This is a genomic window from Dactylosporangium sp. CS-033363, assembly GCF_050942475.1.
Lineage (GTDB): Bacteria > Actinomycetota > Actinomycetes > Mycobacteriales > Micromonosporaceae > Dactylosporangium.
In genome coordinates this window covers 2,273,916-2,296,645 of record NZ_CP192032.1, presented here as the reverse complement: position 1 = coordinate 2,296,645, position 22,730 = coordinate 2,273,916, and the positions used below count along the sequence as shown (strand labels likewise).

At 72.1% G+C, this 22,730-nt stretch carries 21 protein-coding genes; 4 read left to right on the top strand and 17 right to left on the bottom strand.

What is annotated here, in order from left to right; translation table 11 throughout:
* The first annotated feature begins 22 nt into the window (after positions 1-22).
* Both ACQPZ4_RS10590 and ACQPZ4_RS10585 read left to right on the top strand, forming a co-directional pair.
* The gene (locus ACQPZ4_RS10590; RefSeq protein ID WP_433058362.1) at positions 23-778 is read left to right on the top strand and encodes a 3-ketoacyl-ACP reductase; all 756 of its coding nucleotides are present in this window, start codon (positions 23-25) and stop codon (positions 776-778) included.
* 100 nt (positions 779-878) lie between these two features.
* Complete coding sequence (locus ACQPZ4_RS10585) at positions 879-3,032, top strand: transglycosylase domain-containing protein (RefSeq protein WP_433058360.1); 2,154 nt, start codon at positions 879-881, stop codon at positions 3,030-3,032.
* Here ACQPZ4_RS10585 and ACQPZ4_RS10580 read toward each other — a convergent pair.
* From ACQPZ4_RS10580 to ACQPZ4_RS10560, 5 genes are all read right to left on the bottom strand, one after another.
* Positions 2,995-4,461: an MFS transporter gene (locus ACQPZ4_RS10580; protein ID WP_433066438.1), complete on the bottom strand. Its 1,467-nt coding sequence runs from the start codon at positions 4,459-4,461 to the stop codon at positions 2,995-2,997. The two genes, ACQPZ4_RS10585 and ACQPZ4_RS10580, sit on opposite strands and share 38 nt — an antisense overlap.
* Positions 4,462-4,726: 265 nt before the next feature.
* Positions 4,727-5,440 carry an ABC transporter permease subunit gene (locus tag ACQPZ4_RS10575; protein WP_433058358.1) on the bottom strand — a complete coding sequence of 238 codons (714 nt, stop codon included), beginning with the start codon at positions 5,438-5,440 and terminating at the stop codon, positions 4,727-4,729.
* Positions 5,437-6,351 (bottom strand): ABC transporter ATP-binding protein, encoded by a 915-nt coding sequence (locus ACQPZ4_RS10570; protein WP_433058356.1) that lies wholly within the window; start codon positions 6,349-6,351, stop codon positions 5,437-5,439. The genes ACQPZ4_RS10575 and ACQPZ4_RS10570 overlap by 4 nt, the downstream gene beginning before the upstream one ends.
* 1 nt (position 6,352) lies before the next feature.
* Positions 6,353-7,219, bottom strand: a complete 867-nt coding sequence (locus tag ACQPZ4_RS10565; RefSeq protein WP_433058354.1) for an ABC transporter permease — start codon at positions 7,217-7,219, stop codon at positions 6,353-6,355.
* On the bottom strand, positions 7,203-8,156 hold the full coding sequence (locus ACQPZ4_RS10560) for an ABC transporter ATP-binding protein (RefSeq protein WP_433058352.1): 954 nt from the start codon (positions 8,154-8,156) through the stop codon (positions 7,203-7,205). Before ACQPZ4_RS10560 ends, ACQPZ4_RS10565 begins: the two co-directional genes overlap by 17 nt.
* Before the next feature lie 138 nt (positions 8,157-8,294).
* Between ACQPZ4_RS10560 and ACQPZ4_RS10555 the strand changes: the two genes are divergently transcribed.
* Positions 8,295-9,380, top strand: a complete 1,086-nt coding sequence (locus tag ACQPZ4_RS10555) for a diguanylate cyclase (RefSeq protein WP_433058350.1) — start codon at positions 8,295-8,297, stop codon at positions 9,378-9,380.
* Here ACQPZ4_RS10555 and ACQPZ4_RS10550 read toward each other — a convergent pair.
* The 11 genes from ACQPZ4_RS10550 to ACQPZ4_RS10500 form a co-directional block, all read right to left on the bottom strand.
* Positions 9,331-10,695 (bottom strand): alkaline phosphatase family protein, encoded by a 1,365-nt coding sequence (locus ACQPZ4_RS10550; RefSeq protein ID WP_433058348.1) that lies wholly within the window; start codon positions 10,693-10,695, stop codon positions 9,331-9,333. The two genes, ACQPZ4_RS10555 and ACQPZ4_RS10550, sit on opposite strands and share 50 nt — an antisense overlap.
* Positions 10,692-11,876: a metabolite traffic protein EboE gene (eboE, locus tag ACQPZ4_RS10545; RefSeq protein WP_433058346.1), complete on the bottom strand. Its 1,185-nt coding sequence runs from the start codon at positions 11,874-11,876 to the stop codon at positions 10,692-10,694. Before eboE ends, ACQPZ4_RS10550 begins: the two co-directional genes overlap by 4 nt.
* Positions 11,876-12,724: a TatD family hydrolase gene (locus tag ACQPZ4_RS10540; RefSeq protein ID WP_433058344.1), complete on the bottom strand. Its 849-nt coding sequence runs from the start codon at positions 12,722-12,724 to the stop codon at positions 11,876-11,878. Before ACQPZ4_RS10540 ends, eboE begins: the two co-directional genes overlap by 1 nt.
* Positions 12,724-13,314 (bottom strand): EboA domain-containing protein, encoded by a 591-nt coding sequence (locus ACQPZ4_RS10535; protein ID WP_433058342.1) that lies wholly within the window; start codon positions 13,312-13,314, stop codon positions 12,724-12,726. Before ACQPZ4_RS10535 ends, ACQPZ4_RS10540 begins: the two co-directional genes overlap by 1 nt.
* Complete coding sequence (locus ACQPZ4_RS10530; protein ID WP_433058340.1) at positions 13,311-14,138, bottom strand: sugar phosphate isomerase/epimerase family protein; 828 nt, start codon at positions 14,136-14,138, stop codon at positions 13,311-13,313. The genes ACQPZ4_RS10535 and ACQPZ4_RS10530 overlap by 4 nt, the downstream gene beginning before the upstream one ends.
* On the bottom strand, positions 14,135-14,953 hold the full coding sequence (locus ACQPZ4_RS10525) for an SCO3242 family prenyltransferase (protein ID WP_433058338.1): 819 nt from the start codon (positions 14,951-14,953) through the stop codon (positions 14,135-14,137). The genes ACQPZ4_RS10530 and ACQPZ4_RS10525 overlap by 4 nt, the downstream gene beginning before the upstream one ends.
* Positions 14,950-16,056: an inositol-3-phosphate synthase gene (locus tag ACQPZ4_RS10520; protein WP_433058337.1), complete on the bottom strand. Its 1,107-nt coding sequence runs from the start codon at positions 16,054-16,056 to the stop codon at positions 14,950-14,952. The genes ACQPZ4_RS10525 and ACQPZ4_RS10520 overlap by 4 nt, the downstream gene beginning before the upstream one ends.
* Positions 16,057-16,207: 151 nt before the next feature.
* A complete protein-coding gene (locus ACQPZ4_RS10515; protein WP_433058335.1) occupies positions 16,208-16,807 on the bottom strand; it encodes a YidC/Oxa1 family membrane protein insertase in 600 nt (199 codons plus the stop codon).
* Between the two features lie 86 nt (positions 16,808-16,893).
* The gene (locus ACQPZ4_RS10510) at positions 16,894-17,148 is read right to left on the bottom strand and encodes a DUF6412 domain-containing protein (RefSeq protein ID WP_433058333.1); all 255 of its coding nucleotides are present in this window, start codon (positions 17,146-17,148) and stop codon (positions 16,894-16,896) included.
* Positions 17,149-17,220: 72 nt separating this feature from the next.
* On the bottom strand, positions 17,221-19,980 hold the full coding sequence (locus ACQPZ4_RS10505) for a helix-turn-helix transcriptional regulator (protein WP_433058331.1): 2,760 nt from the start codon (positions 19,978-19,980) through the stop codon (positions 17,221-17,223).
* A gap of 306 nt (positions 19,981-20,286) precedes the next feature.
* Entirely contained in the window at positions 20,287-20,415 is a 129-nt protein-coding gene (locus ACQPZ4_RS10500; protein ID WP_433058329.1) for a hypothetical protein, read from the bottom strand.
* Between the two features lie 172 nt (positions 20,416-20,587).
* On the opposite strand from ACQPZ4_RS10500, the gene ACQPZ4_RS10495 reads away from it, so the two are divergent.
* Positions 20,588-21,355 (top strand): DUF72 domain-containing protein, encoded by a 768-nt coding sequence (locus tag ACQPZ4_RS10495; protein WP_433058328.1) that lies wholly within the window; start codon positions 20,588-20,590, stop codon positions 21,353-21,355.
* 172 nt (positions 21,356-21,527) lie between these two features.
* Here ACQPZ4_RS10495 and ACQPZ4_RS10490 read toward each other — a convergent pair whose 3' ends face one another.
* Positions 21,528-22,442 (bottom strand): Kelch repeat-containing protein, encoded by a 915-nt coding sequence (locus ACQPZ4_RS10490; protein WP_433058326.1) that lies wholly within the window; start codon positions 22,440-22,442, stop codon positions 21,528-21,530.
* Positions 22,443-22,730: the final 288 nt, after the last annotated feature.

The window sequence follows — 22,730 nt, the reverse complement described above, 5'->3', positions numbered from 1 at the left end:
GGCGCGGGTTCGGGGGCACCGCATGAGTGCGGCCCTCGTCACCGGCGCCTCCCGCGGGATCGGCCGCGGCATCGCGATCGCCCTGGCCCGGGCCGGATGGGACGTCGTGGTCAACTACGCGAGCAACGCGGACGCCGCCAGGGAGGTGGCGGCCGAGGTCGAACAGCAAGGATCCAAGGCCGCCACGGTACAGGCTGATCTCAGTCGATCCGATGACCGCACCCGCCTCGTGGCGGAGGCCTACGCGGCGTTCGGCGACATCGAGCTGCTCGTGAACAACGCCGGCGTCGCGCCCGACGTGCGCGCGGACATCCTCGAGGCCGGCGAGGAGTCGTTCGACCGGCTCGTCGGGATCAACCTGAAGGGACCGTACTTCCTGACCCAGCTGGTCGCCAACCGCATGATCGCGGCCGGCACGCAGGGCCAGATCGTCACCATCTCCTCGATGAGCGCATACACCGCCAGCGTCAACCGCGGCGACTACTGCATCACGAAGGCCGGACTGTCGATGCTCACCAAGTTGTACGCCGCGCGCCTGGCCGAGCACGGCATCAACGTGTACGAGGTGCGCCCCGGCATCATCGCCACCGACATGACCGGCGGGGTCACAGCGAAGTACGACAGGCTGATTTTCGACGAGGGCATTTCGCCGATCCGCCGCTGGGGCACCCCCGAGGACGTCGGAAAGGCCGTGGTGGCGATCGCGAGCGGTTTGCTGGCGTTCTCCACGGGGCAGGTGATCGACGTAGACGGGGGCTTTCATTTGAAGACCCTGTAAGGCCCATATTCGGTTGTCACGGCCGCCGGTGTCGTTTTTCACGGAATACCGGCGGCCGGATGACGTGTCGCGAGCGGCCGCATCGGGTACGGCTTGTAGAGTGCGTCTGCGTCCGAATGTGGCCCTGAAGGCCGTCGCCTCGTTGTTGCTCTGCGGTCTCTTCGCCGGGGTGGTGGTGGCCGCGGCCGCCTTCCCGGGGCTGGCCTTCTCCGGGCTGGCCGCGAAGTCGGGGGCCGACACCTTCGAGGACCTGCCCACCGACCTGGACGTGCTGCCCTCGCCGCAGATCTCCTACATCTACGCCAGTGACGGCAAGACGCTCCTGGCGATGATGTACGACGAGAACCGGCGGGACGTGCCGATCGCGGATGTGTCGCAGTTCATGACCGAGGCGATGGTCGCGGCCGAGGACAACCGGTTCTACGAGCACAAGGGCGTCGACCTCAAGGGTGTGGCCCGCGCGTTCGTCAACAACGAGAACGGCGGCGACCAGCAGGGCGCGTCGACGCTGACGATGCAGTACGTGCGGCAGGCCACCTCGTACTCGGCCCGCACCCCGCAGGACGTGGTGGACGCGACCGCCAAGACGCCGGCCCGCAAGCTCAAGGAAATGAAGCTCGCGATGGCGCTCGAGAAGAAGCTGACCAAGCAGCAGATCCTGGAGCGGTACCTCAACATCTCCACGTTCGGCCACGGCGCGTTCGGCATCTACGCGGCCGCGCACGTCTACTTCGGCAAGGACCCCAAGGACCTGACGCTGCCCGAGTCGGCGCTGCTGGCCGGTCTGGTGAAGGCGCCGTCGACCAACGACCCGGCGACGGCGGACGGGCTGCCCAAGGCGATCGCCCGCGAGTCGTACGTGCTGGACCAGATGGTCGCGATGAAGTACATCACCGCCCAGCAGCGCGACGAGGCCAAGGCGGTCAAGCTGACCATCGTCGGGCAGCGCACCCCGGAGGGCTGCGAGCAGGTGCAGCGGGCCGACCTGGGCGCCGGCTTCCTCTGCGACTACCTGCGCCGCTGGTGGGACGAGCAGCCGGCGTTCGGCGCCGACGCGTTCGACCGGGAGAACAAGCTGCGCTCCGGCGGGTACACCATCATCAGCTCGTTGAACGTGCAGACGCAGACGGCGGCGTTCAAGTACGCGAAGAATCAGCCCAATGTCGGTGGGGCCAATGTCGGCCTGGGCAACTCGGAGGCCGTGATGGTCGCCGCGGTCGAGCCCGGGACCGGCCGGGTGCAGGCGCTCGCCACCAACCGCAACTTCAGCAACGACCAGAGCGCGAACGGCAACAGCACCAACCCGGCGAAGAAGGGCCAGAAGGGCAACTATCCGAACACCACGGTGCCCTTCATCACCGGCGGCCCGGATGTGCCCGGCTACCAGGCCGGCTCGAGCTTCAAGATCTTCACCGCGGTCGCCGCGATGGAGTCGGGGCTGCCGCTGAACCACACCGAGGACGTGCAGGCGCAGTTCCAGTCGGACTACCCGATCGACGCGAGCAGCCCCGCGGCCTGCAACGGCCCGCACTACTGCCCGAAGAACTCCGAGGGCGACCCGACCGGCGTGTTCAACATGTGGCAGGGCTTCGGCATGTCGCTCAACACGTACTTCGTGCCGCTCGAGCAGCGCGTCGGCGCCGACCACGTGGTGGACGTGGCCAAGCGGCTGGGCATCCAGTTCCGCTCGCAGCAGGACGCGGACTTCGCCAAGGACGCCAAGGAGTGGGGCGCCTTCACGCTGGGCGTGTCCGACACCACGCCGCTGGACCTGGCAGGGGCGTACGCGGCGCTCGCGGCCGACGGCAAGTACTGCGCGCCGACCCCGATCACCGAGATCCGCGACCTCAACGGCAACAAGATCGACGCCGGCCAGCCGTCGTGCAAGCAGGTCGTCGACCCGGACATCGCCCGCGCGGCCGTGGACATGGCCCGCTGCCCCGTCGGCGACCAGTCGGCGTTCGGCGCGTGCCCGGGCAGCGGTACCGCCACGGGCACCCGCGGCGACGTCGGCCGCCCGGTCGCCGGCAAGACCGGCACCACCGACAGCGGCAAGAGCGCGACCTTCGTGGCGATGACCAAGCAGCTCGCCGTGGCCGGCATGCTCACCGACCCGGACTGGCCGCAGGTCAACAAGACCATGTCGCACCCGGTCATCAACAACGCGGTGGCCTACACCCTGAAGGCCGCCCTGCAGGGTCAGCCGGTCGTGCAGTTCACCCCGCCGAGCCACCAGCGGGCGTTCGGGAACTGACCTCCTGGCTCGCCCGGGCCCGCAGCAGCGCGTGCACCTCGTCGATGTCCGCCGGCGAGGTGCGCGACGCCAGCCAGTACATGACCCCGGTTGGAATGAAGAACACCTGGAACGCCGCCAGCCCGATGGCCAGGTTGGCGGGCGGTGGAAAGGCCCGCGCGAGCGCCGCGAACACCACGCCGACCAGCCCGTTCCCGGCCGCCCGCCCGACCCCGTTGACCAGGTTCCCGAGCGAGTACACGGTCCCGCGATGCTCAGGCGGATTGACATCGGCGATGAGCGCGAACCAGTTCGGCGAGTTCGCCGACGTCAGCGCCAGCGCCACGAGCGCGAGCAGGAACGCCCCCAGCAGGCTCGGCGACGTGAACAGCGACCCGAGCACGATCGCGAGCGCCCCGCGCCCCTCGGGATCCGGGAGCCCGATCGGGGCGAAGAACAACAGGACGTACAACGGGATCCCGGCGAGGATCCCGATGGCGGCGACTTTGGCGCGTCCCCCGCCGTCACGCCGCTGCCAGCGATCCCCGATCAGCCCGCCGACGATCGACAGCACCCCGCCGAGCTGGAACAGGGTGGCCAGCAGCCCACCGACCGCGATGGCCGTGCGCTCGTCGTAGCCCTGCGCCTCGGCGCGCGCCTGGAAGAGCCGCGGCAGCCAGACGAGCGACCCGAACGCGGCCTGCGCGGTGAGCCCCTGCAGGATCAGCCACACGTTGGTCCGCCGCGCGACGATTCCGGGGAGGTCGGCGCGGGAGATGCGATGCTCGTACTCCTCGCCGGCCGCGAACACCGCCGCCAGATCGGGCTCGCTCTGGCCGCGGCGGATGTCGGCTGTCGTGAAGTACAAGATGGAGGCTGTCACGCCGAGCGCGGCGAGCACCCAGAAGGGGGTCTTCCAGTTCGCGCCGCCGAGCTGGCTGGCGACGAGCACTCCGGCGAGGGTGCCGACGCCCTGCGAGAGCCCCCAGAGACTCATCACGAGCCCCCGCCGCTTGGGCGAGATCAGGTCGCTGACCACGGAGAACCCGACCGACCCGACGGCCCCGAGCCCGACGGCCGCGAACAGCTGCATCAGGAGAAACGTCCAGTACCCCCCGGCGAGCGCACTCCCGGCGGTGCCGATCGCCCAGATGAGCGTCCCGATCATGAGCACGGGCTTGCGGTCGGTCCGGTCTCCGGCGTACGCCCAGAGGACCGCGGCGACCGCCGTCACGAGATAGCCGATGGCCGTCACGACTCCTAGCGCGCCTTCGCCAACGCCTAACGCACGGCTGATGGGCGAGTAGAGCGGCGGCACAAGACTGATCGCGACGTTGTCGAGCGAGGCCAGGATGATGAAGACGACCACGCTGTAGACCCGATGCACGCTCACACCCAACCATCGCCTTGGGCTGGTCCGCCACTCGACTGCCCTGGTGAGGGGCTTGATCGCGATATGTCGGGCGCTTCGCTAACCCGACATATCGGATTTATACCCTGTCGGGCGATAAATCCGTTAAGTCGCGGTGCGGAGCGCCCGACTTAACGTTTTCGCAGCTCAGCACCCCTCGGCGCCGCAAGGCGCCACGACCCTCGGGACGCCGCAGGCGGCCCGGAACCATCGGACGAGCGGCCCAAGCAAGAGGGCACCACCAAAAGAGCGGCGCACCCCCGCGAAAAGCAAGGGCGCGCCGCACAAGGAGCAGAGAAAACCGTCAGCCAGTCTCGCCGGCGACCGAGAGGGTCCGCAGGCGCTGAACCGCATACGCGGTAGAACCCACGGTGAACACCGCCGCCATCACCCAGGAGAGCGGCACCGCCACATTCCCGTGCAGCAGCTCGGTAGGCGCCAGCCAGTCCACGATCGCCTGCACGTACTGCTGGATCGAAAGCTTCTGCGTGCCGGTCAGAATATTGCCCAGCACCCCCTCCCACAGCACCACGTACGCCAGCCCCACCAGCACCGGCCGCCGGGTCATCACGCTCAGCAGGACGAAGATCGAGCAGTACGCCAGCGAGCCGATCACACCGCCCACGAACAGCGCGAAGGCCAGCGGCGGCTCGCCCGCGATCAGCCCCACGATGAACAGCGGCACACCGGCGAACAGGGCCGTCACGCCGGTTGCCACCGCGAGCTTCGTCAGGATGATTTCCGAGCGGGGCAGCGGCTTGGACAGGATGTGCGTGATGGTCCCGTCGTCGATCTCGGAGCCCAGCACGCCCGTGCCGACGATGAGGGCGATGACCGGCAGTACCGCCGAGAAGCCCAGGCCGCCGATGACGCCCTCGCCCCACTCGGCCGGTTCGGGGCCGAACGCCTTGACGAGCAGGGTGAGGCCGATGAGCAGCAGCGGCAGCGGCACCAGGAGCCAGATTCGCCGGCGGCCCAGCAGGCCGCGGGCCGTGATCATCGCGACTGTGGCGTTCATGCGGCACCCACCAGGTAGGAGAAGACGCTTTCCAGGGACTCGTCGGCCGGGATCAGGCGGCGCACCCGGACGCCCTCCTTGAGCGCCACGCGCGGCAGGGCTCGGGTGAAGGTGCCGTAGTCCGACGCTCGCACCTGCAGGCCGGTCTGGTCGATGTCCACGCCGGCCACCGAGTCCAGGGCCATCAGGGCGACCGCGAGGCGGCGGTCGTCGCTGGAGCGCAGGGTGAACACGTGCGGGCGGTTGGTCATGAGGCGGCGGATGGTGCGGAACTCGCCGGAGGCGGCCAGGCGGCCGGCCACCATGACCTGCACGGTGCCGGAGACCTGCTCGACCTCCTCCAGGATGTGCGACGAGAACAGGACGGTGCGGCCCTCGTCGCCCATCTTGTGCAGCAGGTCCATCATGTGGAAGCGCTGCCGCGGGTCCATGCCGTTGAACGGCTCGTCGAGCAGCAGGACGCTCGGCTCGTGGACGAGCGCGGCGGCGACCCGGATGCGCTGGCGCATGCCTTTGCTGTACGTCTCGATCCGCCGGTCCTGCGCCGGTTCCATCTCCACCAGGGCGAGCGCCCGGCGGGCCGCCTCCTCCGGGTTGGACAGGCGGAACAGCTTGGCACTGGCGAGGACGAACTCCTGGCCCGTCAGGAAGCCGTGCACGCTCTCGCGCTCGGAGACGAGGCCCAGGGTGCGGTACACGTCGGGGTTGCGCCAGGTCGGGGCGCCGTCCACGGTCAGCGTGCCGCGGGACGGGGCCAGGAACCCGGACATCATGTGCAGGAGGGTGGTCTTTCCGGCACCGTTCGGGCCCAGAAGACCCGTGACGCCCGGTCCGAGCGTCATCGTCACGTCGTTGACGGCGACCACGTTGCCGTACCAACGCGAAACGTGCTGCAGGTCGACGGTGCTCATGTCAGGCGGCCACCTTCCGGTAACGCTGCAGCAGGAGGGCGAGCGAGCCGCCGAAGAGCACCACGGCCCCGACGCCGTAGGCCCAGCCGAGGTTGCCGATCGGCATGCCGCCGCCGTCGGGGGCGCCGAACATCCACTGTTCGAGGCCGATCATCAGGAACATCGGGTTCACCAGGAAGGCCAGGTGCGTGATGGTGTCGTTGCCGAGCACCGTGAGGATGCCGGCGATCGGCGAGGTGATGACGAAGACGCCGACGATGAACGCGGCGGCGAACGCGCGGCGGCCCGACAGCGAGGCGACCAGCAGCGAGATCGAGCCCAGGATCAGCGCCCGGACCAGCGCGCCGACCAGGCCGGGACCGAGGTCGCCGAGCTCGTCCCAGGCGCCGGAGAAGCCGTCGGTGCGGGTGAACACCGCGCCGATGTAGATCAGCAGCTGCGGCGCCGCGAGCAGGATCAGCACCGCGGTGCCGATCGCGGCGAACTTCGCCAGGGCGTAGTCGGTGCGGGCCAGCGGCCGTGAGAAGTACAGCGGCAGCGTCCGGTCGCGCAGGTCCCGGGACACCAGCTCCGGGGCCACGATGGCCAGGAAGAGCATCACCGGGTAGCTCAGCCCGTCGACGTACGCGGCGTAGGACATCAGGGTCTGCCCGGAGATCGAGCGGTACGCGATGACGACGACCGCCACGAGCAGCACGATGCCGATGATCAGCCAGGGGAAGATCTTGGCCTTGGCCCCGCGGCCGATCCCGAACGCGGCGCGCACGCTGTGCTCGTAGAGCGAGCGGTTGGCGTACCACCGGCCCAGCCGCGGTCCCTTGTACCGCTGATAGCCGATGTCGTGGATGACACTAGTCTGCGGCGCCACGGCCGGCCTCCTGAGCGCTCATCGCGGGTGCGGTGACGGTGTGGGTCTGGAACAGCTCGGCCACGCGGTGGCGGCGCTGGTCGAGCCGGTGCAGCGGCAGGTCGAGCTCGGCCACGGCCACGAGGATGCGGTCGTAGACGTCCTCGCTGTCCAGCGGCACCGACAGCGCCATGCCGTCCCGGGAGGCCGGGATGCCCAGCTCGGCCAGGCGCGCGGTGAGCTGGTCGACGCCCTCCGACACCTCCACCGTCAGCACGTCGCGGCTCGTCGTCATGTCCTCGACCGTGGCCGAGCGCAGCAGCCGGCCGCCCTCGATGGCGATGATCGAGTCGCAGATGCGCTCGACCTCGCCAAGCAGGTGCGAGCAGACCACGATGGAGATGCCGAACTCGGTGCCGATGCGGTGCACCAGCTCCAGCATGGCGTCGCGGCCGGCCGGGTCGAGGCCGTTGGTCGGCTCGTCCAGCAGCAGCAGGTCCGGGTCGTGGGCCAGCGCCTGGGCCAGCTTGACCCGCTGCTTCATGCCGGTCGAGTAGCCGCCGATCTGGCGGTACCGCTCCTCGTAGAGCCCCACGTGGCGCAGCGCCTCGGAGGCGCGCTCCCGGGCGGCGGTGGCGGGCAGGCCGCTCATCCGCGCCAGGTGTGTCACGAACTCGGCCGCCGATACCTCGCTGGGCAGGCAGTCGTGCTCGGGCATGTAGCCGACCCGCGCCCGCACCTCTTCGGCGCGCGTGGTCGGGTCCATCCCGAGCACGCGCAGATCGCCGTCGGAGGGCGCCAGCAGGCCAAGCATGATCTTGATGAAGGTGGACTTCCCGGCGCCGTTGGCCCCGACCAGGCCGATGATCCCCGGCTGCACCGCCAGGGTCAGATCCGACAGGGCGGTGACGCCACCCCCGTAGCGCTTCGTCAGCGCACGCGTCTCGATGAGTGTCACGTCGCCGAGACTACGGACCGTGCACCCCCTCGCCTATCCGGAACGCACCTGAAAGCCGTTCCTTAGGGGTTTAACCTGTGATTCTTCTCAGGTTCGGCGTCGGCTCAGGTCAGGGTCGACGCCGCCGAGTGAACATGCATGCAACCCGCCCCGGTCGACGACGCGCTCGTGCGCATGCGCCGCAGCCTGGAGTGGGCGGGTCTGATCAGCCGGGCCGCCGCCGTGGTGTGGATCGTCGCCGAGCTCGTCGTGCTCCCCGCGATCCCGGGGATGTCGACCCTGATCGGCATCAGCGCGGCCGTCGCCGAGGCCCTCATCAACATCCTCGGCGTGTACGCCCTGAGAAGCGTCGCCCACCGCCGGTACCCCAGGGTCAGCGCGGTCCTGCTCGCCGTCGACACGCTGGCCATCATCGCCATGGTCTACAGCTCGGCGGGCAATCCCGACCTGGTGTTCTGGCCGCTCATGGTCATTCCGATCATCGTCGGCGCGTACCGCCACCAGCTGACCGGCGCCCTCTCCGTCTTCGCCGCCGAGGCGGTCGCCGGCGCGCTGCTCTACGTCTACTCGCCGCAGCTCGTCGGCCGCCAGGTGGAGGCCGACCTGGTCAGCATCGCGCCGGGCCTGGAGCTCGTGGTCGCGGTGCTGACCGGCCTGCTGTCCCGCGCCCACCACAACCACCTCGACCAGCTCGCGGCGGCCCGGGCGAGCCTGCGCGCGCAGGCCCGGGATCTGCGCGAACAGGCGCTGCACGATCCGCTCACCGGCCTGGGCAACCGCCACCTGCTGCACGAGCACGCGCGGGCGAGCGTGCATCCGGGCGGCCCGACGTCCGTGCTCGTGCTCGACCTGGACGGGTTCAAGGAGGTCAACGACCGCCTCGGCCACGCCGCCGGCGACGAGCTGCTGCAGGTGACCGCGGCCCGGCTGCGCGCCGAGGTGCGCGACCACGACCTGGTGGTCCGGCTCGGCGGCGACGAGTTCGTGATCCTGCTGCACGACACCGACGCGCACCGCGCGCACGAGGTGGCCGCGCGGCTGCGCGAGTCGCTCACCCAGCCGGTGCGGCTGGGCGCGGACACCGTGCACGTGGACGCGAGCATCGGCGCCGCGACCGCGCGCGACGGCGACCTGGACAACCTGATGCGCGTGGCGGACGCCGAGATGTACCGCATCAAGTCCGCGCATCACCTGCTGCGAGAAGCCGTAGCAGCAGGGTCTTGACGCCCGTGGCCGGCACGCGGTCCGGCCGGAACGCCGGGTCGTCGCAGAGCCAGACCGGCCCGTCGGCGTCGTCGGCCGGCAGGAGCCCGTGCGACCCCTTCACCGCGCGGGCACCGGCATCCAGGCCGATGGCGCTCATCCGGTACCGCAGGCCGGCCTTCTTGCGCAGCAGCGCGATCCCGGCCCGGGCCTTGGCCGCACCCGGCCCCGCGGGGTCGAAGAACAGCTCGGCCGGGTCGTAGCCGGGCTTGCGATGGATCTCCACGAGCTGGGCGAAGTCGGGCGCCCGCGCGTCGTCGAGCCAGTAGTAGTACGTGAACCAGGCGTCCCGCTCGGCGAGCAGCACGAGCTCGCCGGAGCGCTCGTGCCCGAGCCCGTCGCGGATCTCGCCGACCCCGTCGAGCGTGGAACACAGCTTGCGCACAGCGGGAATGTCGTGCACATCGCGCACGTACACGTGCGCTATCTGGTGATCGGCGACCGCGAACGCACGCGAGGTCCACGGATCGAGGTACTCCATGCCGTCCTGGGTGTGCACGTTCAGCCAGCCCTCGGCGCGCAGCAGCCGGTTGATGTCGATCGGGCGGTGCACGTCGGTGATGCCGTACTCCGACAGCGCCACGATCGCCCGCCCGCTCGCGCGCGCCGCGTCCAGCAGCGGCCCGAGCACGGCGTCGAGCGCGGCGGCGGCCTGCGCGGCCCGCGGGTCGGACGGCCCGTAGCGCTGCAGGTCGTAGTCGAGGTGCGGGAGGTACACCAGGGTCAGATCGGGGTCCTTGGCAGCGATGATGCGCTCGGCGGCCCGCGCGATCCACGCGCTGGAGGCGATGCCCGCATTCGGGCCCCAGTAGGTGAACAACGGGAACGGCCCGAGCGCGTCCTGCAACTCGTCGTGCAGTTCCGGCGGGTACGTGTAGCAGTCCGGCTCCTTGCGCCCGTCCGCGTAGTAGATCGGCCGCGGCGTGACGGTCCAGTCGACGTCGGCGCCCATCGCGTACCACCAGCAGACGTTGGCCACCGTGAGCCCGGGCGAAGCCCGGCGCGCCGCGTCCCAGAGCTTCTCGCCGCCGACGAGCGCGTTGTGCTGGCGCCACAGCAGCACCTCGCCGAGGTCCCGGAAGTACCAGCCGTTGCCGACGATCCCGTGCCCGGCCGGCTCCTCCCCGGTCAGGAACGTCGACTGCACCGAGCACGTCACGGCGGGCAGCACCGGCTCGAGCGGCGCGGCCGGCCCGAGCGCGGACAGGTTCGGCATGTGCGGCAGCAGCCGCGGGGTGAGGCCGACCACGTTCAGGACCACCAGCTTGCGGCTCATGTCGTCGCACCCCGATCGTCGGCGCCCAGCGAAAAATCCTTGATCCCCAGGTCGTGGAGGGTGTCGCGGGTCCAGGCCAGCTCGGCCGCCATGCCGTGGGCGAGCGCGCGCGGGCCGTCGGGCCGGCGGTCCAGCGGCAGGACGCCCCACGTGTACGTCTCGACCTCCAGGTGGTCGCACGCCGCGACCGGCCCGCCGACCAGCGCCGCCAGCCCGGCCCGCAGCACCGCCGTGGTCGACTGCAGCGGCGGCTCCGGCTCGGCGTGCAGCGGCACGTGGTAGTGCACCCGCCACGGCTCCCCCGCGACCGTGGCGTCGGCCAGCGCCTCGTCCAGGTCGTCGAACGAGTGCCGGCAGCCGGACGTCCGCGTCTGGTGCAGGAAGCGCGGCTCCGCGTAGCGGCCGAGCGTCTCCCGGGCGGCCGCCGGCGCGGCGATCTCCAGCGCCGCCGAGACCTGGACCTTCACGACCGGCAGGCCGGCCCGGGCCAGGCGCTGGACGGCGGCGACCGGGTCCTCCCACGCGCAGGCCAGGTGCGCGAGGTCGACGCAGACGCCCAGCCGCTGCCGGTCGACCCGCGCCAGGTGCACGGTGGCCTGCAGCGTGTTCTCGATGACGCAGCCCGGCTCCGGCTCGAACGCCACCCGGATCGTCCGGCCCGTCAGCACCTCCAGCCCGGCCAGCCCCTGCGCGAGCGCGTCCAGGGCCCGGGCCACCCGCGCCGCCTGCGGGCCGTCCCACGGCTCGCGCCAGCCCAGCGGCAGCGTGGAGATCGAGCCGCGGGCGGCGTCGTCGGGCAGCAGGTCGACCAGGATCCGGGCCAGGTCCAGGGTGTACCGCAACCGCGCCGGATCGGCCCAGTCCGGCACGTAGACGGCGCGCTTCACGACCGGCGCGTGGAACTCGCGGTAGGGAAAGCCGTTGAGGGTCACCACTTCCAGCCCGCGCACGTCCAGCTCGCGGCGCAGCCGGCGGCGCGCGGACGCGTCCGCGGCGAGCTCGGCGGCGACCCCCGCGCTCAGCCACAGGCCCAGGCCGAGCACGTCGGTGTCCAGCCGCTCGCGCATCGGTGTGGCGTAGGTGGACAGCTGCCCCACGATGCCGTTCAGGTCCTCGGCCGGGTGCACGTTCGTGCAGTACGCCAGGTGCACGGTCTGCCCGTCGGGGTGGCGCAGCCGCATCACGAGCCCCCGCGGCGGATCGAGTTGCCCGCGAAGGAGTCGGCGGCGTCCACGTCGGACAGGTCGAGCCGCTTGGACTGGCCGTAGAACTCGACCGGGTTGCGCCACAGCACCCGGTCCACGTCGTCGTCGGTGAACCCGGCCGCCAGCATCGCCTCGCCGGTCCGCGCGGTGAGCAGCGGGTCCGAGCGGCCCCAGTCGGCCGCGGAGTTCACGAGCATCCGCTCCAGGCCGTACTCGCGCAGGATGTGCACCATCCGCTCGGCCGTCATCTTCGTCTCCGGGTAGATGGAGAACCCCATCCAGCACCCGGACTCGGCGACGGCCCCCACGGTGACCTCGTTGAGGTGGTCGACGGCGACGCGGCCCGGTTCGAGGCCGGACTCGCGCACGACGGCGAGCGTGCGCTCGGTCCCGCGCGCCTTGTCGCGGTGCGGGGTGTGCACGAGCGCCGGCAGGTCGTGCTCGATCGCGAGCGCGAGCTGCGCGGCGAACACCTCGTCCTCCTCCGGCGTCATCGAGTCGTAGCCGACCTCGCCGACCGCGACCACGCCGTCCTTCTCCAGGTAGCGCGGCAGCTCGCCGAGCACCTCGCGGCAGCGCGGGTCGTTGGCCTCCTTCGGGTTGAGCGCGATGGTGGCGTGGTGGCGGATGCCGAACAGGCTCGCGCGGTACGGCTCCCAGCCCACGAGCGCGTCGAAGTAGTCGGTGAACGACCCGGCGCTGGTGCGCGGCTGCCCGAGCCAGAACGCCGGCTCGACCAGCGCCCGCACCCCGGCGGCGGCCATCCGCTCGTAGTCGTCGGTGGTCCGGGACGTCATGTGGATGTGCGGGTCGAAGATGCGCATCACTGGCCCCTCTGCTCGATCCGGTGCAACAGCGCGGTGGCGTCCGCGGCCACGGTGCGGCCCGCGGCGCGGCGTTCGTCGGCCAGGCCGCGCAGCATCAGCCCGAGTTCGGCGTCCGCGCGCTCGTCGAGGCCGGCGATGGTGTCGAGGGGCAACTGCATGAAGACCGCCTTCAGTACTCCCTGTCGCCACGCCGCCGCGTCCAGCGCGCGGGCGGCCGGGCCGAGGGCGGCGGACACGAGCCGCGCGTCGTTCGTGCGCAGCGCGTCCTGCAGGATCGGCACGACACTGTCCGCCGGCAGATCGAGCAGCGGCAACGCCCGCAGGATCGCGCGTTTCTCGGCCGCGTCGCCGTGGCGGTACAGCTGCGGCACCTCGTCCTTGGTCTGTAACCGCTGCAGCAGCAGCACCCTTGCGGCGTCGTCGACGCTCCACCCGGCCGGTTCCTTGAGCATCCAGCGGCCGCATTGCCTCCCGACGGCCGGGAACAGCCGGGCGATCGCGGACGGCTGGCGCTCCACCGTCTCCAGGGCCGTGTCGAGCCAGACGGTGTCGGTGAGCTCTTCGCGCAGGGTGTCGGCGAGGTTCACGCGGCCTCCTTGGCGCGCAGGAACGCCAGCGAATCGCGGGCGATGGTCGGGGCGGCGTGGCTGTGCCGGGGCAGTTCGACCGCGACGAGCCCGCCGTAGCCGATGTCGGCCAGGGCGCGCAGGACCGGCGGGAAGTCGACCTCGCCGGTGCCGAACTCCAGGTGCTCGTGCACGCCGCGGCGCATGTCGTCGATCTGGACGTTGACGAGGGAATCGCCGGCGCGGCGTACGCACTCGTCGGCCGGGACCGGCTCCAGGCAGCGGCAGTGCCCGATGTCCAGGGTCAGTCCGAAGTGGACCGGCGCGCCGAGGTCCGCGCGCAGCCGCTCCCAGTCGGCGATGGACTCGACGAGCATGCCCGGCTCCGGCTCGAACCCGAGCATCATCTCGGCGCCCTCGGCCGCTTCGAGCACGTCCGCGCAGCCGCCGACCAGCCGCCGCCAGGCCTCGTCCCGGTCCAGGCCGCGGGGCGGGACCCCGGCCCAGAAGCTGACCGCCTCGGCGCCGAGGTCGGCCCCGATGCGCACGGCGCGGCGCAGGAAGTCGATGCGCGGGCCGGGCTCGTCGTCCTGCAGCGTCGGCGCGTGCTTGTGCCACCTGTCGAGCAGGAACCGCGCGCCGGTCTCGATGACGACGCCGAGCCGCAGTTCGGCCAGCCGGGCGCCGACCTCGCGCACGTGCCGGGCGATGTTCGCGTCGAACGGGTCGAGGTGGTGGTGGTCGAGGGTGAGCGCCACGCCGTCGTACCCGAGGCCGGCGATGATCGCGAGCGCGTCGTCGAGCCGGTGGTTGCTGAAGCCGTTGGTCCCGTAGCCGTACCTCATGTCGGCTTCACCCACCGCGCCAGCCGCTTGGCGAGCGGCGCGGCGGCGGCCACGGCCAGCCCGAGCAGCGGCTTCCCGGCGCGGGCGGTGAGCGCGCCCTGCAGCGCCGGGAGGTTCACGATGCCGGCCCCGACCGCGCGCTGGATGTGCTCGGCGTCGGGCTTGTCGACGGCGTCGAGCTGCGGGCGGCCGTAGCGGATGGCGTACCACGCGGCCAGCCCCGCGGCGGCGGGCGTTCCCCCGGCGGCGGCGGCGATCGCGGCCGTCCCGGCGAGCGTCCGTCTCGGCAGCGCCGGCGTCGCCCCGTGCACCTCGAACTGCGACAGCGCCGTCACGGTGTACGTGTGCGCGAACACGATCGCCGCCGGCACCACGGCCCGGCGCGGCCGGCGGTTCGCCCCGAGCAGCACGTTGAGCGCCCGGCAGGTGGCCATGAGCGCGGGGGTCTTGAGCCGCGTGTCGTACGCCCACACCGCCCCGGCCAGCGGCACCGCCACCCGGAGCGCCCTGCGCCCGCCGGCGAGGCCGGCGGCGACCACGGCGGCCGCGGTCAGCCCGCCCGCCACGCCCAGCGCGGCGTTCGCGCTGATCCGGCCGGACGGGATCGGCCGCTCGGGCCGCTCCTTGGCGTCGACCTCGCGGTCGGCCCAGTCGTTGGCGGCCATGCCGGCCCAGTACAGCAGCACGCTCGCCCCGGCCAGCCCGGCCGTCCGCGGGCCCAGGTCCTGCGCCGCCGCCGCGCCCGCGACGATGTCCCCCGGCACCGAGAGCGCCGCGGGCGCCCGGACCAGCTCCGCGAGGTCCCGCGCCCTCATCGCAGGCCCGCCACGAACGCGGCCAGGGTCTCGAACTGCGCGGCCAGGCCGTGGTCGGTGGCGCCGATCGGGTCCTTGAAGAAGAACGCGAGCTCGCTCAGCGGCCCGACCCGCCCGTTGCGGTGCGCGGCGGCGGCCAGGCGGGCGAGGTCGAGCACGAGCGGCGCGGCGAGCGCGGAGTCGCAGCCGTGCCAGGTGAACTCCATGCGCATCGCGGTGCCGAGGAAGCCCTCGAAGGTGACCAGGTCCCAGGCGGTCTTGTGGTCGCCGAGGGCCGGCACGTACTCGATGCGGGTCGTCCCGTCCGGCACGTAGCCGAGCGTCTCGCCGAGCACGCGCTGCTTGCTGGCCGACTTGGCCGCGTTGGCGCCCGGCTCGGCGAGGGTGGCCCCGTCGCCGCCGCCGAGCAGGTTGAGGCCGGACCACGAGGTGGCGTGCAGGCGGCGCATCGCGAACATCGGCGCGAGCACGGACTTGAGCAGCGTCTCGCCGGTCTTGCCGTCGTGCCCCGCGTACGGCAGCCCGTGCTCCACGGCCAGCTCGTGCAGGGCCGGCAGCCGCGCCCCGGTCGACGGCGTGAAGTCCACGAACGCGCAGCCCGCCGAGAACGCCGCGTACGCCGCGACGGCACTCGGCGGCAGCACCCCCTCCCCGGCCGCGCGCAGCGCCGCGAGCGAGGCGTGCGCCGGATGCGCCTCGGGGGCCGGCTCGGTCGAGGCGACGTTGACCACGACGACGCGCTCGAGCGCGTGGCGGTCGCGGAACGCCTCCAGGTCGCCCCGGATCGCCGCGGCGTCCTTCGGCATCGGCCTGATGTCGTCGTCCACCGCGGACAGTTCACTGTGGAGGGCCGCGACCAGCCGGGCCGGGACGACCCCGGCCGCGGCCAGCGCTTCGGCCTTCTTGATCAGGCCGGTGTTGACGACGTCGTGGCCGCCGAACACGAGGTCCGCGTACGCGGGCAGGGCCTGGCTGCGCAGCCGCGGGTGCTCGGTGACGCACCCGATCGGCTCGGTCAGCCCGGCCCGCAGCGCGGCGGCCCCGACAATGCTGGTGACGGCGACTGAACCACGGGCGCCGACCAGCCACACACCCGTACGCACGGGCTCCCCCTAGCGGTGAGGAAACGTGACGATGGGGATCGATGGATGGCACGACATCGCCGAATGTCGCTTGAGTGAAGAGCGTAGATGGAGGCCGATGCTTCCGCTAGTACCGACCGAACTTTTGCAGATTTCAAAAGAACTTCGCCATCTAGCTCACCAAAGTCCGGCGGCGGAAGACGTACCGCTCGGTCGCCGTCCAGGCGCCGGTCGTCACCAGGTAGATCCCGGCCGCGAGCGGCACGAACGGCGCGAACGCCACGGTCGCGAACGACAGGATCCGCACGAATCCCGGCGAGCCGGCGGGCAGCTGCCGCACGTTCCACAGGGCGATCCCGGCCAGCGCGACCACGATCAGCCAGCCGGCGAGCAGCGCCGGGTGGCCGATGAGCCGCTCGGTGAGGTCGGCGCCCAGCAGGGTGTGGCCGTGCATGGTGCCGTTGGTGAACTCCCGGTACAGCAGCCAGATGAACGGGGCCTGCGCGAGCGCCGGCAGCAGCCCCGCGAACGGGCCCGAGCCGGCCGCGCGCAGCGCCGCGGTGGTCTTCTCGGCCAGCACGACCGGTTCGTGCTGGTGGCGCTCGCGGATCTCGGCGAGCTGGGGTGCGAGCCCGGCGCGGATCCGCTCGGCGCGGTAGCCGCGCAGGCTGAGCGGGAGCAGCAGGGCGCGCAGGACGAGGGTGGCGACGACGATCGCCGCGGGGACGGAGCCGAGGAGGGTGGACAGGGCGAGCAGGACATGGTGCAGCACGGCAACGACCTTTCGATCGCAGGGAGTCCGATGAGGGCAGCGCGCACCGTCCGACGTGGACAGACGTCGGATGCGAGGTGCGGGGATCAGACTCCGGGCGCCCGGGGACGCGGACGGCCCGCCGCGTCGGGGTCGACCGAGCGAACGGCCTGCCCGAGGGCGGTCCGCGCCCGGGCCGGCAGGGCGTGCAGCTGCGCGGGAGCGGCCGGGGCGCCGGCGACGAGCCGGGCCGCCAGCACGACGGCGAGCGCGGCCAGCACCGCGGTCGCCACGGCGAGGACGTCACCGGGCGTCCCGGCGAAGGCCCACGCGGCCAGGAGGGTGGTCATCGACCACGACATGCCTGAAGCGTAGGCGCACCGGGCAACGGGCACATCCGCCCGCGGGCGTATCTCTGAAGCCCGCCGGAGTATCTACGGCGCCCGGCGCGACCTGACCCAGGCCGCGATCTGCGTGCGCGACTCCAGGTTCAGCTTGCTCAGGATGTTCGAGACGTGCACGGCCGCGGTGCGCGGCGAGATGTACAGCCGCCGGGCCAGCTCGGCGTTCGTCAGCCCCTCGGCGAGCAGCACGGCCACCTCGCGCTCGCGCGGGGTCAGCGACTCGTCGCCGCCGGCCGAGGGCGCCGTCATGCCCAGCCGCCCGCGCAGCCCGGTCAGCTCGGCGACCCGCCAGCCGGCCCAGCGGGCCAGGTGCGGCTCCGCGGCCCGTACGGCGGCCCGGGCGGACTCCAGATCGCCCCGCGCCAGGTGGCACCGCGCGGCGCCGAGGTGCCCCGTGCCGCGATGCGGCGGGAGGAGCATGGTGGGTTCGGCGACGGCTGCGCGGTACAGGCGAAGGGCTTCGTCTGTTGCTCCGGAGGCCTCGGCGATCTGCGCGTCGGCGAGCCATCGGTAGGCGTCGTCGAAGAGCGGGTCGTCGATGGCGGCGGCGATCGGCCGCAGCTCGTCCGCGGACAGGCCGGTGGCGAGCCCGGCCGAGATCAGGTCGTGGGCGAAGTCGCGCCCGGTGACGCCGGTGACCCGCACGGCGTCGAGGACCGTGCGCAGCAGCTCCCGCGCGAGCTCGGTGCGCCCGAGCCGGCACGCGAGGTGGAACTGCAGGCCGGGCACGGACGTCTGGGTGAGCATCGTGTAGGCGTCCGTCGAGGACTCGATCAGCCCGCGGATCACCATGTCGGCCTTGTCGAGCTCGCCGGCCTCCAGCAGCAGCCCGGCGAAGAGCACGCCGTGGTAGTCGCTGCCGTTGCGGGTGCGCAGCAGCCCCCGGTCGCGGCGCCGCGCGGCCTCCAGCTCGGCCAGCGCCTCGGCGAGGTTGCCCTCCTGCACGGCGAGGCGGGCGCGGCCCTGGAAGTACGCGGCCACGGCCAGCGAGTCGAAGCCCGCCCGCTCGGCGAAGGTGCGCATCCGCTCCAGCGCGGCGGACCAGTCGGCGGGGCCGCCGGGCAGCAGGTTGTACAGGTTGTTGAGCGAGCGGGCCGCCAGCAGCCACTCGCCGGCCTCCTCGGCCTCCTGCGCGGCCTCGTTGAGCAGCTTGACGCCCTCGTCGACGCCGGCCGCGACGTTCACGAGGGCCGAGCCCTTCTCGACCTTGCCGGCCAGCCAGACGGCGGGCAGGCCGAGCTGCTCGCCGAGGGCGATCGCCATGTCGGCCCAGGCCACGGCGCGCTCGGTGTCGTCGTGCAGCATGTACGCCTGGGCGATCGCGGCGTACGCGTGCGCCTTGGCCGGCCCGTCCTCCAGCGGTGCGATCTCCCGCCGCAGCTCGGCCGCGCGCTCCTGCATGCTGCCGCTGCTGCCGACCTCCCAGCTCAGCCGCACCAGCAGCCGCAGCGCGTCGGCGCGCTCCTCGCGGGTGGCGGCGGCGTCGAGCCAGCGCCGGCCGAGCTCCTGGGCGTCGTCGAGCAGGCCGGCCAGCCAGGCCGCGCGGGCGCCGCAGGACAGCAGCTCCACGTCGTCGGGCAGCTCGTCGAGGCCCATCTCGGCGAGCTGGAGGGCCTGGTACGGCGAGCCCATCGCGAGGTACACGACGAGTCCCCGGCGGGCGGCCTCCACCATGTCGAGGTAGCGCCCCGCGCCCCGGGCGTGGTGGGCGACCAGCGCGTAGTCCTTGGAGCCGGTGGACAGCAGCGTCTCCAGCGCGAGCTCGTGCAGGCGGCGGCGCTGGCGGGCGAGCATCTCGTCGACCAGCGCCTCGCGGGTCAGGGCGTGGCGGAAGCTGAACTCGTCGTCGCCGGTCTCGACCATGAGCCCGCGGCGCACCAGGTCGCGCAGGCCGTCGATGAGCTCGTTCTCGTCGAAGCCGGTGACCGCCGCGAGCAGGTCGAAGGGCACCTTGCGGCCGAGCACGGCGGCCGCCTCGACGATCCGCTTCTCGGCCGCGTCGAGGTCGTCGACCTGCCGGCGCAGCGCCTCGGCGATGTTCCACGGCAGCGGCCGGTCGCACAGCGTGTCGAGGTCGGCGTCGCCGTTGCTCTTGAGCAGTTCCTCGAGGAAGAACGGATTGCCGCCGGTACGGTTGTGCAGCGACAACGCCGTGCGGTAGGCGGGCGGGCGGCCGGTGGCGGACTTGAGGAACATCGACGTGTCGGCCAGGCTGAGCCGCTCCAGCCGCACGTTGGTGACCGTGTAACGCCGTTCGAGCCGGGTCAGCAGGTCGGCGAGGGGGTGGCGGCGGGTGATCTCGTCGGGCCGGTACGTGCCGATGAGCAGCCGGCTGCCGGGCAGCTCGGCGATCCGCTCGAACAGGGCCACGCTCTCCGAGTCGGCCCAGTGCAGGTCCTCGAAGACCACGATGGACGGCCCGGGCGTGGTCAGCAGCCGCACGATCTCCAGCCCGGCCTGGATCCGGTCGAGCATCGAGCGGGACGCGTCGGTGACCGTGCGCAGCAGCTCCGGGTCGAGCAGCTCGGAGCGCTGGCTGTCGTCGATGGCGTCGAGGAGCACCTCGAACGGGCGGCTGAGGGTGCCGGGATCGGCCTGGCCATCCAGGACCGGAACCGTCTCGGGCAGCCCCGTGAACAGCTCCTGGACCATGCGGCTCTTGCCGATCCCCGGCTCCCCGCCGAGCATGGCGATGGAAGGCTCGGACCCGTCGAGGAGACGGCGCAGGCGGCGCAGCTCGTCGTCGCGGCCGACCATCACCTGGCTCATTCCGCTACGGCTGGCCCGCACGCCACCAGCCTACCGGCGGGCGGGCTCTCCTCGGCCTGTGACGGACGCGACCTGCGCCACCACCCGCGGCGCTCCGCGCGCTCGCTCGCGCGGCGGTGCCCCTCGAGGCCGAGCAGGCCCTGCTGACGGTGCTGCAACTGGCTGTACAAGAAGACTGGATGCATAGGTCAATCGTGTCGGCGTAAGGGACGCCTGCCATCTGTACCTGTTACGTATCTTCGGCCGGCGGCCGGCCTAGTCATACAGAACAGCCCCGGCCGTGGGCCGGGGCTGTCGCTCTCCCGTGGTTCGGTCACGGGAAGTTCCTCAGGAGAGGTGCTCGCGCTGGTTTCGACGCCGGAGCCGCACGCGGCTTGTCCAGTGCTTGCTCTCGTCGAGCATGTCGAAGCGGCGCTGGCGGACGATCTCGCTGAGGAGCGTGTCGTGGATGTTCATGGTGTGGACCCCTTTCAACCTTGTGACTCCATCGTGTCGGAGTAAGGCCCCGGTTCCATCGGTATCGCTTACGTAACCGCGCCGCCCCGACATACGTAGTCGCCCGCCCCGCCCGTCTACGTATGCCTACGCCCCCGGGTTACACCGCCCCGGCCTGGGGAAATTGCCATACATGATGCGGATCGGGACCTCCGGCTGGCAGTACAAGGACTGGCGCGACCGCTTCTACCCCCGCGACCTGCCGCACCGGCTGTGGCTGGAGCACTACGCGGCGGCGTTCGACACGGTCGAGGTGAACAACGCGTTCTACCGGCTGCCCGAGCGCAGTACGTTCGCGGACTGGCGGGCGCGCACCCCGGCCGACTTCGTCGTGACGGTGAAGGCGAGCCGGTTCCTCACCCACGTCAAGCGGCTGAAGGAGCCGGAGGAGCCGGTCGCGCGGCTGCTGGAGCGGGCGGAGGGGCTGGGGCGCAAGCTCGGCCCGGTGCTGCTGCAGCTCCCGCCGACCCTCCCGGCCGACCCGGACGCGCTGGACCGGACCCTGCAGGCGTTCCCGCGCGGCGTGCGCGTCGCCGTCGAGCCGCGGCACGAGTCGTGGTGGAACGCCGACGTGCGCGACGTGCTGACCCGCCGCGACGCCGCGCTGTGCTGGTCGGACCGCAAGGGCCGGCCGCAGTCGCCGCTGTGGCGCACCGCGGGCTGGGGCTACCTGCGGCTGCACGAGGGCCGCGCCGCACCCTGGCCGCGCTACGGCCGCGCCGCCCTCGACACGTGGACGGCGCGGTTGGCGGACGCGTTTTCGAACCAGGACGTCTACGTGTACTGCAACAACGACCCCGGCTGCGCGGCGATCACCGACGCCGTGGCGTTCGCGCGGCTGGCCGAGCGGCGGGGGCTGCGGACCGGACGCGCCCCGGAGCGGGTGCCGCGCTGGTCGTAGGCTGCGACGGTGCTGTCCAAGCTGTGTTGCGTGCTCTGCGTGGCCGTCTCTGTCCTCACCCTGCTCGTCTGGCAGCGGCGCTATTTGATCAACCGAAACGATCCGAACCGCCGCCGCGATAAATCGTGATATGTCCGATAAGTCGCGGCGCGTCAGCGCCCGACTTATCGCGTCAAGACGGGCACGGGCCCAGGAACGAAAGATCCAAGGCCTCGGTCGTACTGGCGACGTGCAGCCCCGGCTCCGGGCCGCCCGGCAGCGACAGCAGCGTCGTACCCACCGTGACCAGCCCCAGTCCATGGCGCGGGTGCGGCATCGGCGGCAGTGACCGCCACGCGTCGCGCTCCGGGTAGAAGATTTCCACCTGCGGGAACGTGTGCCGGCCCTCGCCGCCCGCCGCGATGACCTGGCCGGTGCAGGATGCCGTCGCGGCCAGGCCTCCCCGTGCGGTCGGCAGGTCGGGGCGGCGGGTCCAGGCGCCGGCCGCCGGGTCGTAGGACTCGACGACGGCCAGGTTGCCGCCCGTGGCGGTCCGGCCGCCGACGGTGTAGAACAGGCCGCCCGCGGCGGCGCCGCCCAGGTGTTCGCGGCGGGTCGGGACGCCCGGGGCCGTCGACCAGGTGCCGGTCCTCGTGTCGTAGACCAGGGTCGACTCGGCGAGCTGGTCCTTGGCGGGGCCGATGCCGCCCGCGAGGTAGACCTTGTCGCCGATCGCGGCGGCCGCGCCGGCCGCCCGGCCCGCGGGGAGGTCGGTTACGGAGCGCCACCGGGCACCGGCAGAAACGGCGGCAGAACCACCGGCAGGACCGGGCTCCAGGCGGAAGGCGGCGGCGCTGGGGCTGCCGTCGGCGAGGTACCCGCCGAAGATGTACACCGCTCCCCCGGCCGCGGCGGCCATGGCGTGGTTGACCGGCAGGGGCAGCGGCGGACCCGCCGTCCACGTGCGGGTTCGCGGGTCGAAGAGCTCCACCGTGGTGACCGTGCCGCCGTCGGCGCGCAGGCCGCCGGCGACGACGACCGTGCCGCCCGCGACGGCTGCGGCGACCTCCGTGCGCGATGACGGGGCGTCGGGTTGCGCGGACCACATCGCGCCACTCGGAGTCGATGTATCAGGCGGGCCGGAGCCGGTCTCTCCTCCTGTGGAACAGGCGGAGGCGAGCAGGACTGCGGCCGTCCAGAAGTACGGACGCATGCCAACGAGTCTCCCAATGATCTTATGAACTTTCAATTCACCGGATATCCGGCAGGACCGCCACCGAAGGGTCGCCATGAGACTGCACAGGGTAGTGGCGGGACAACGGAACCGGCACGTTCCCGATATTCTGTGTGTTCGATGTGGGGACCAAAGGGGGGCCGCCCATATGGGCACGCACGG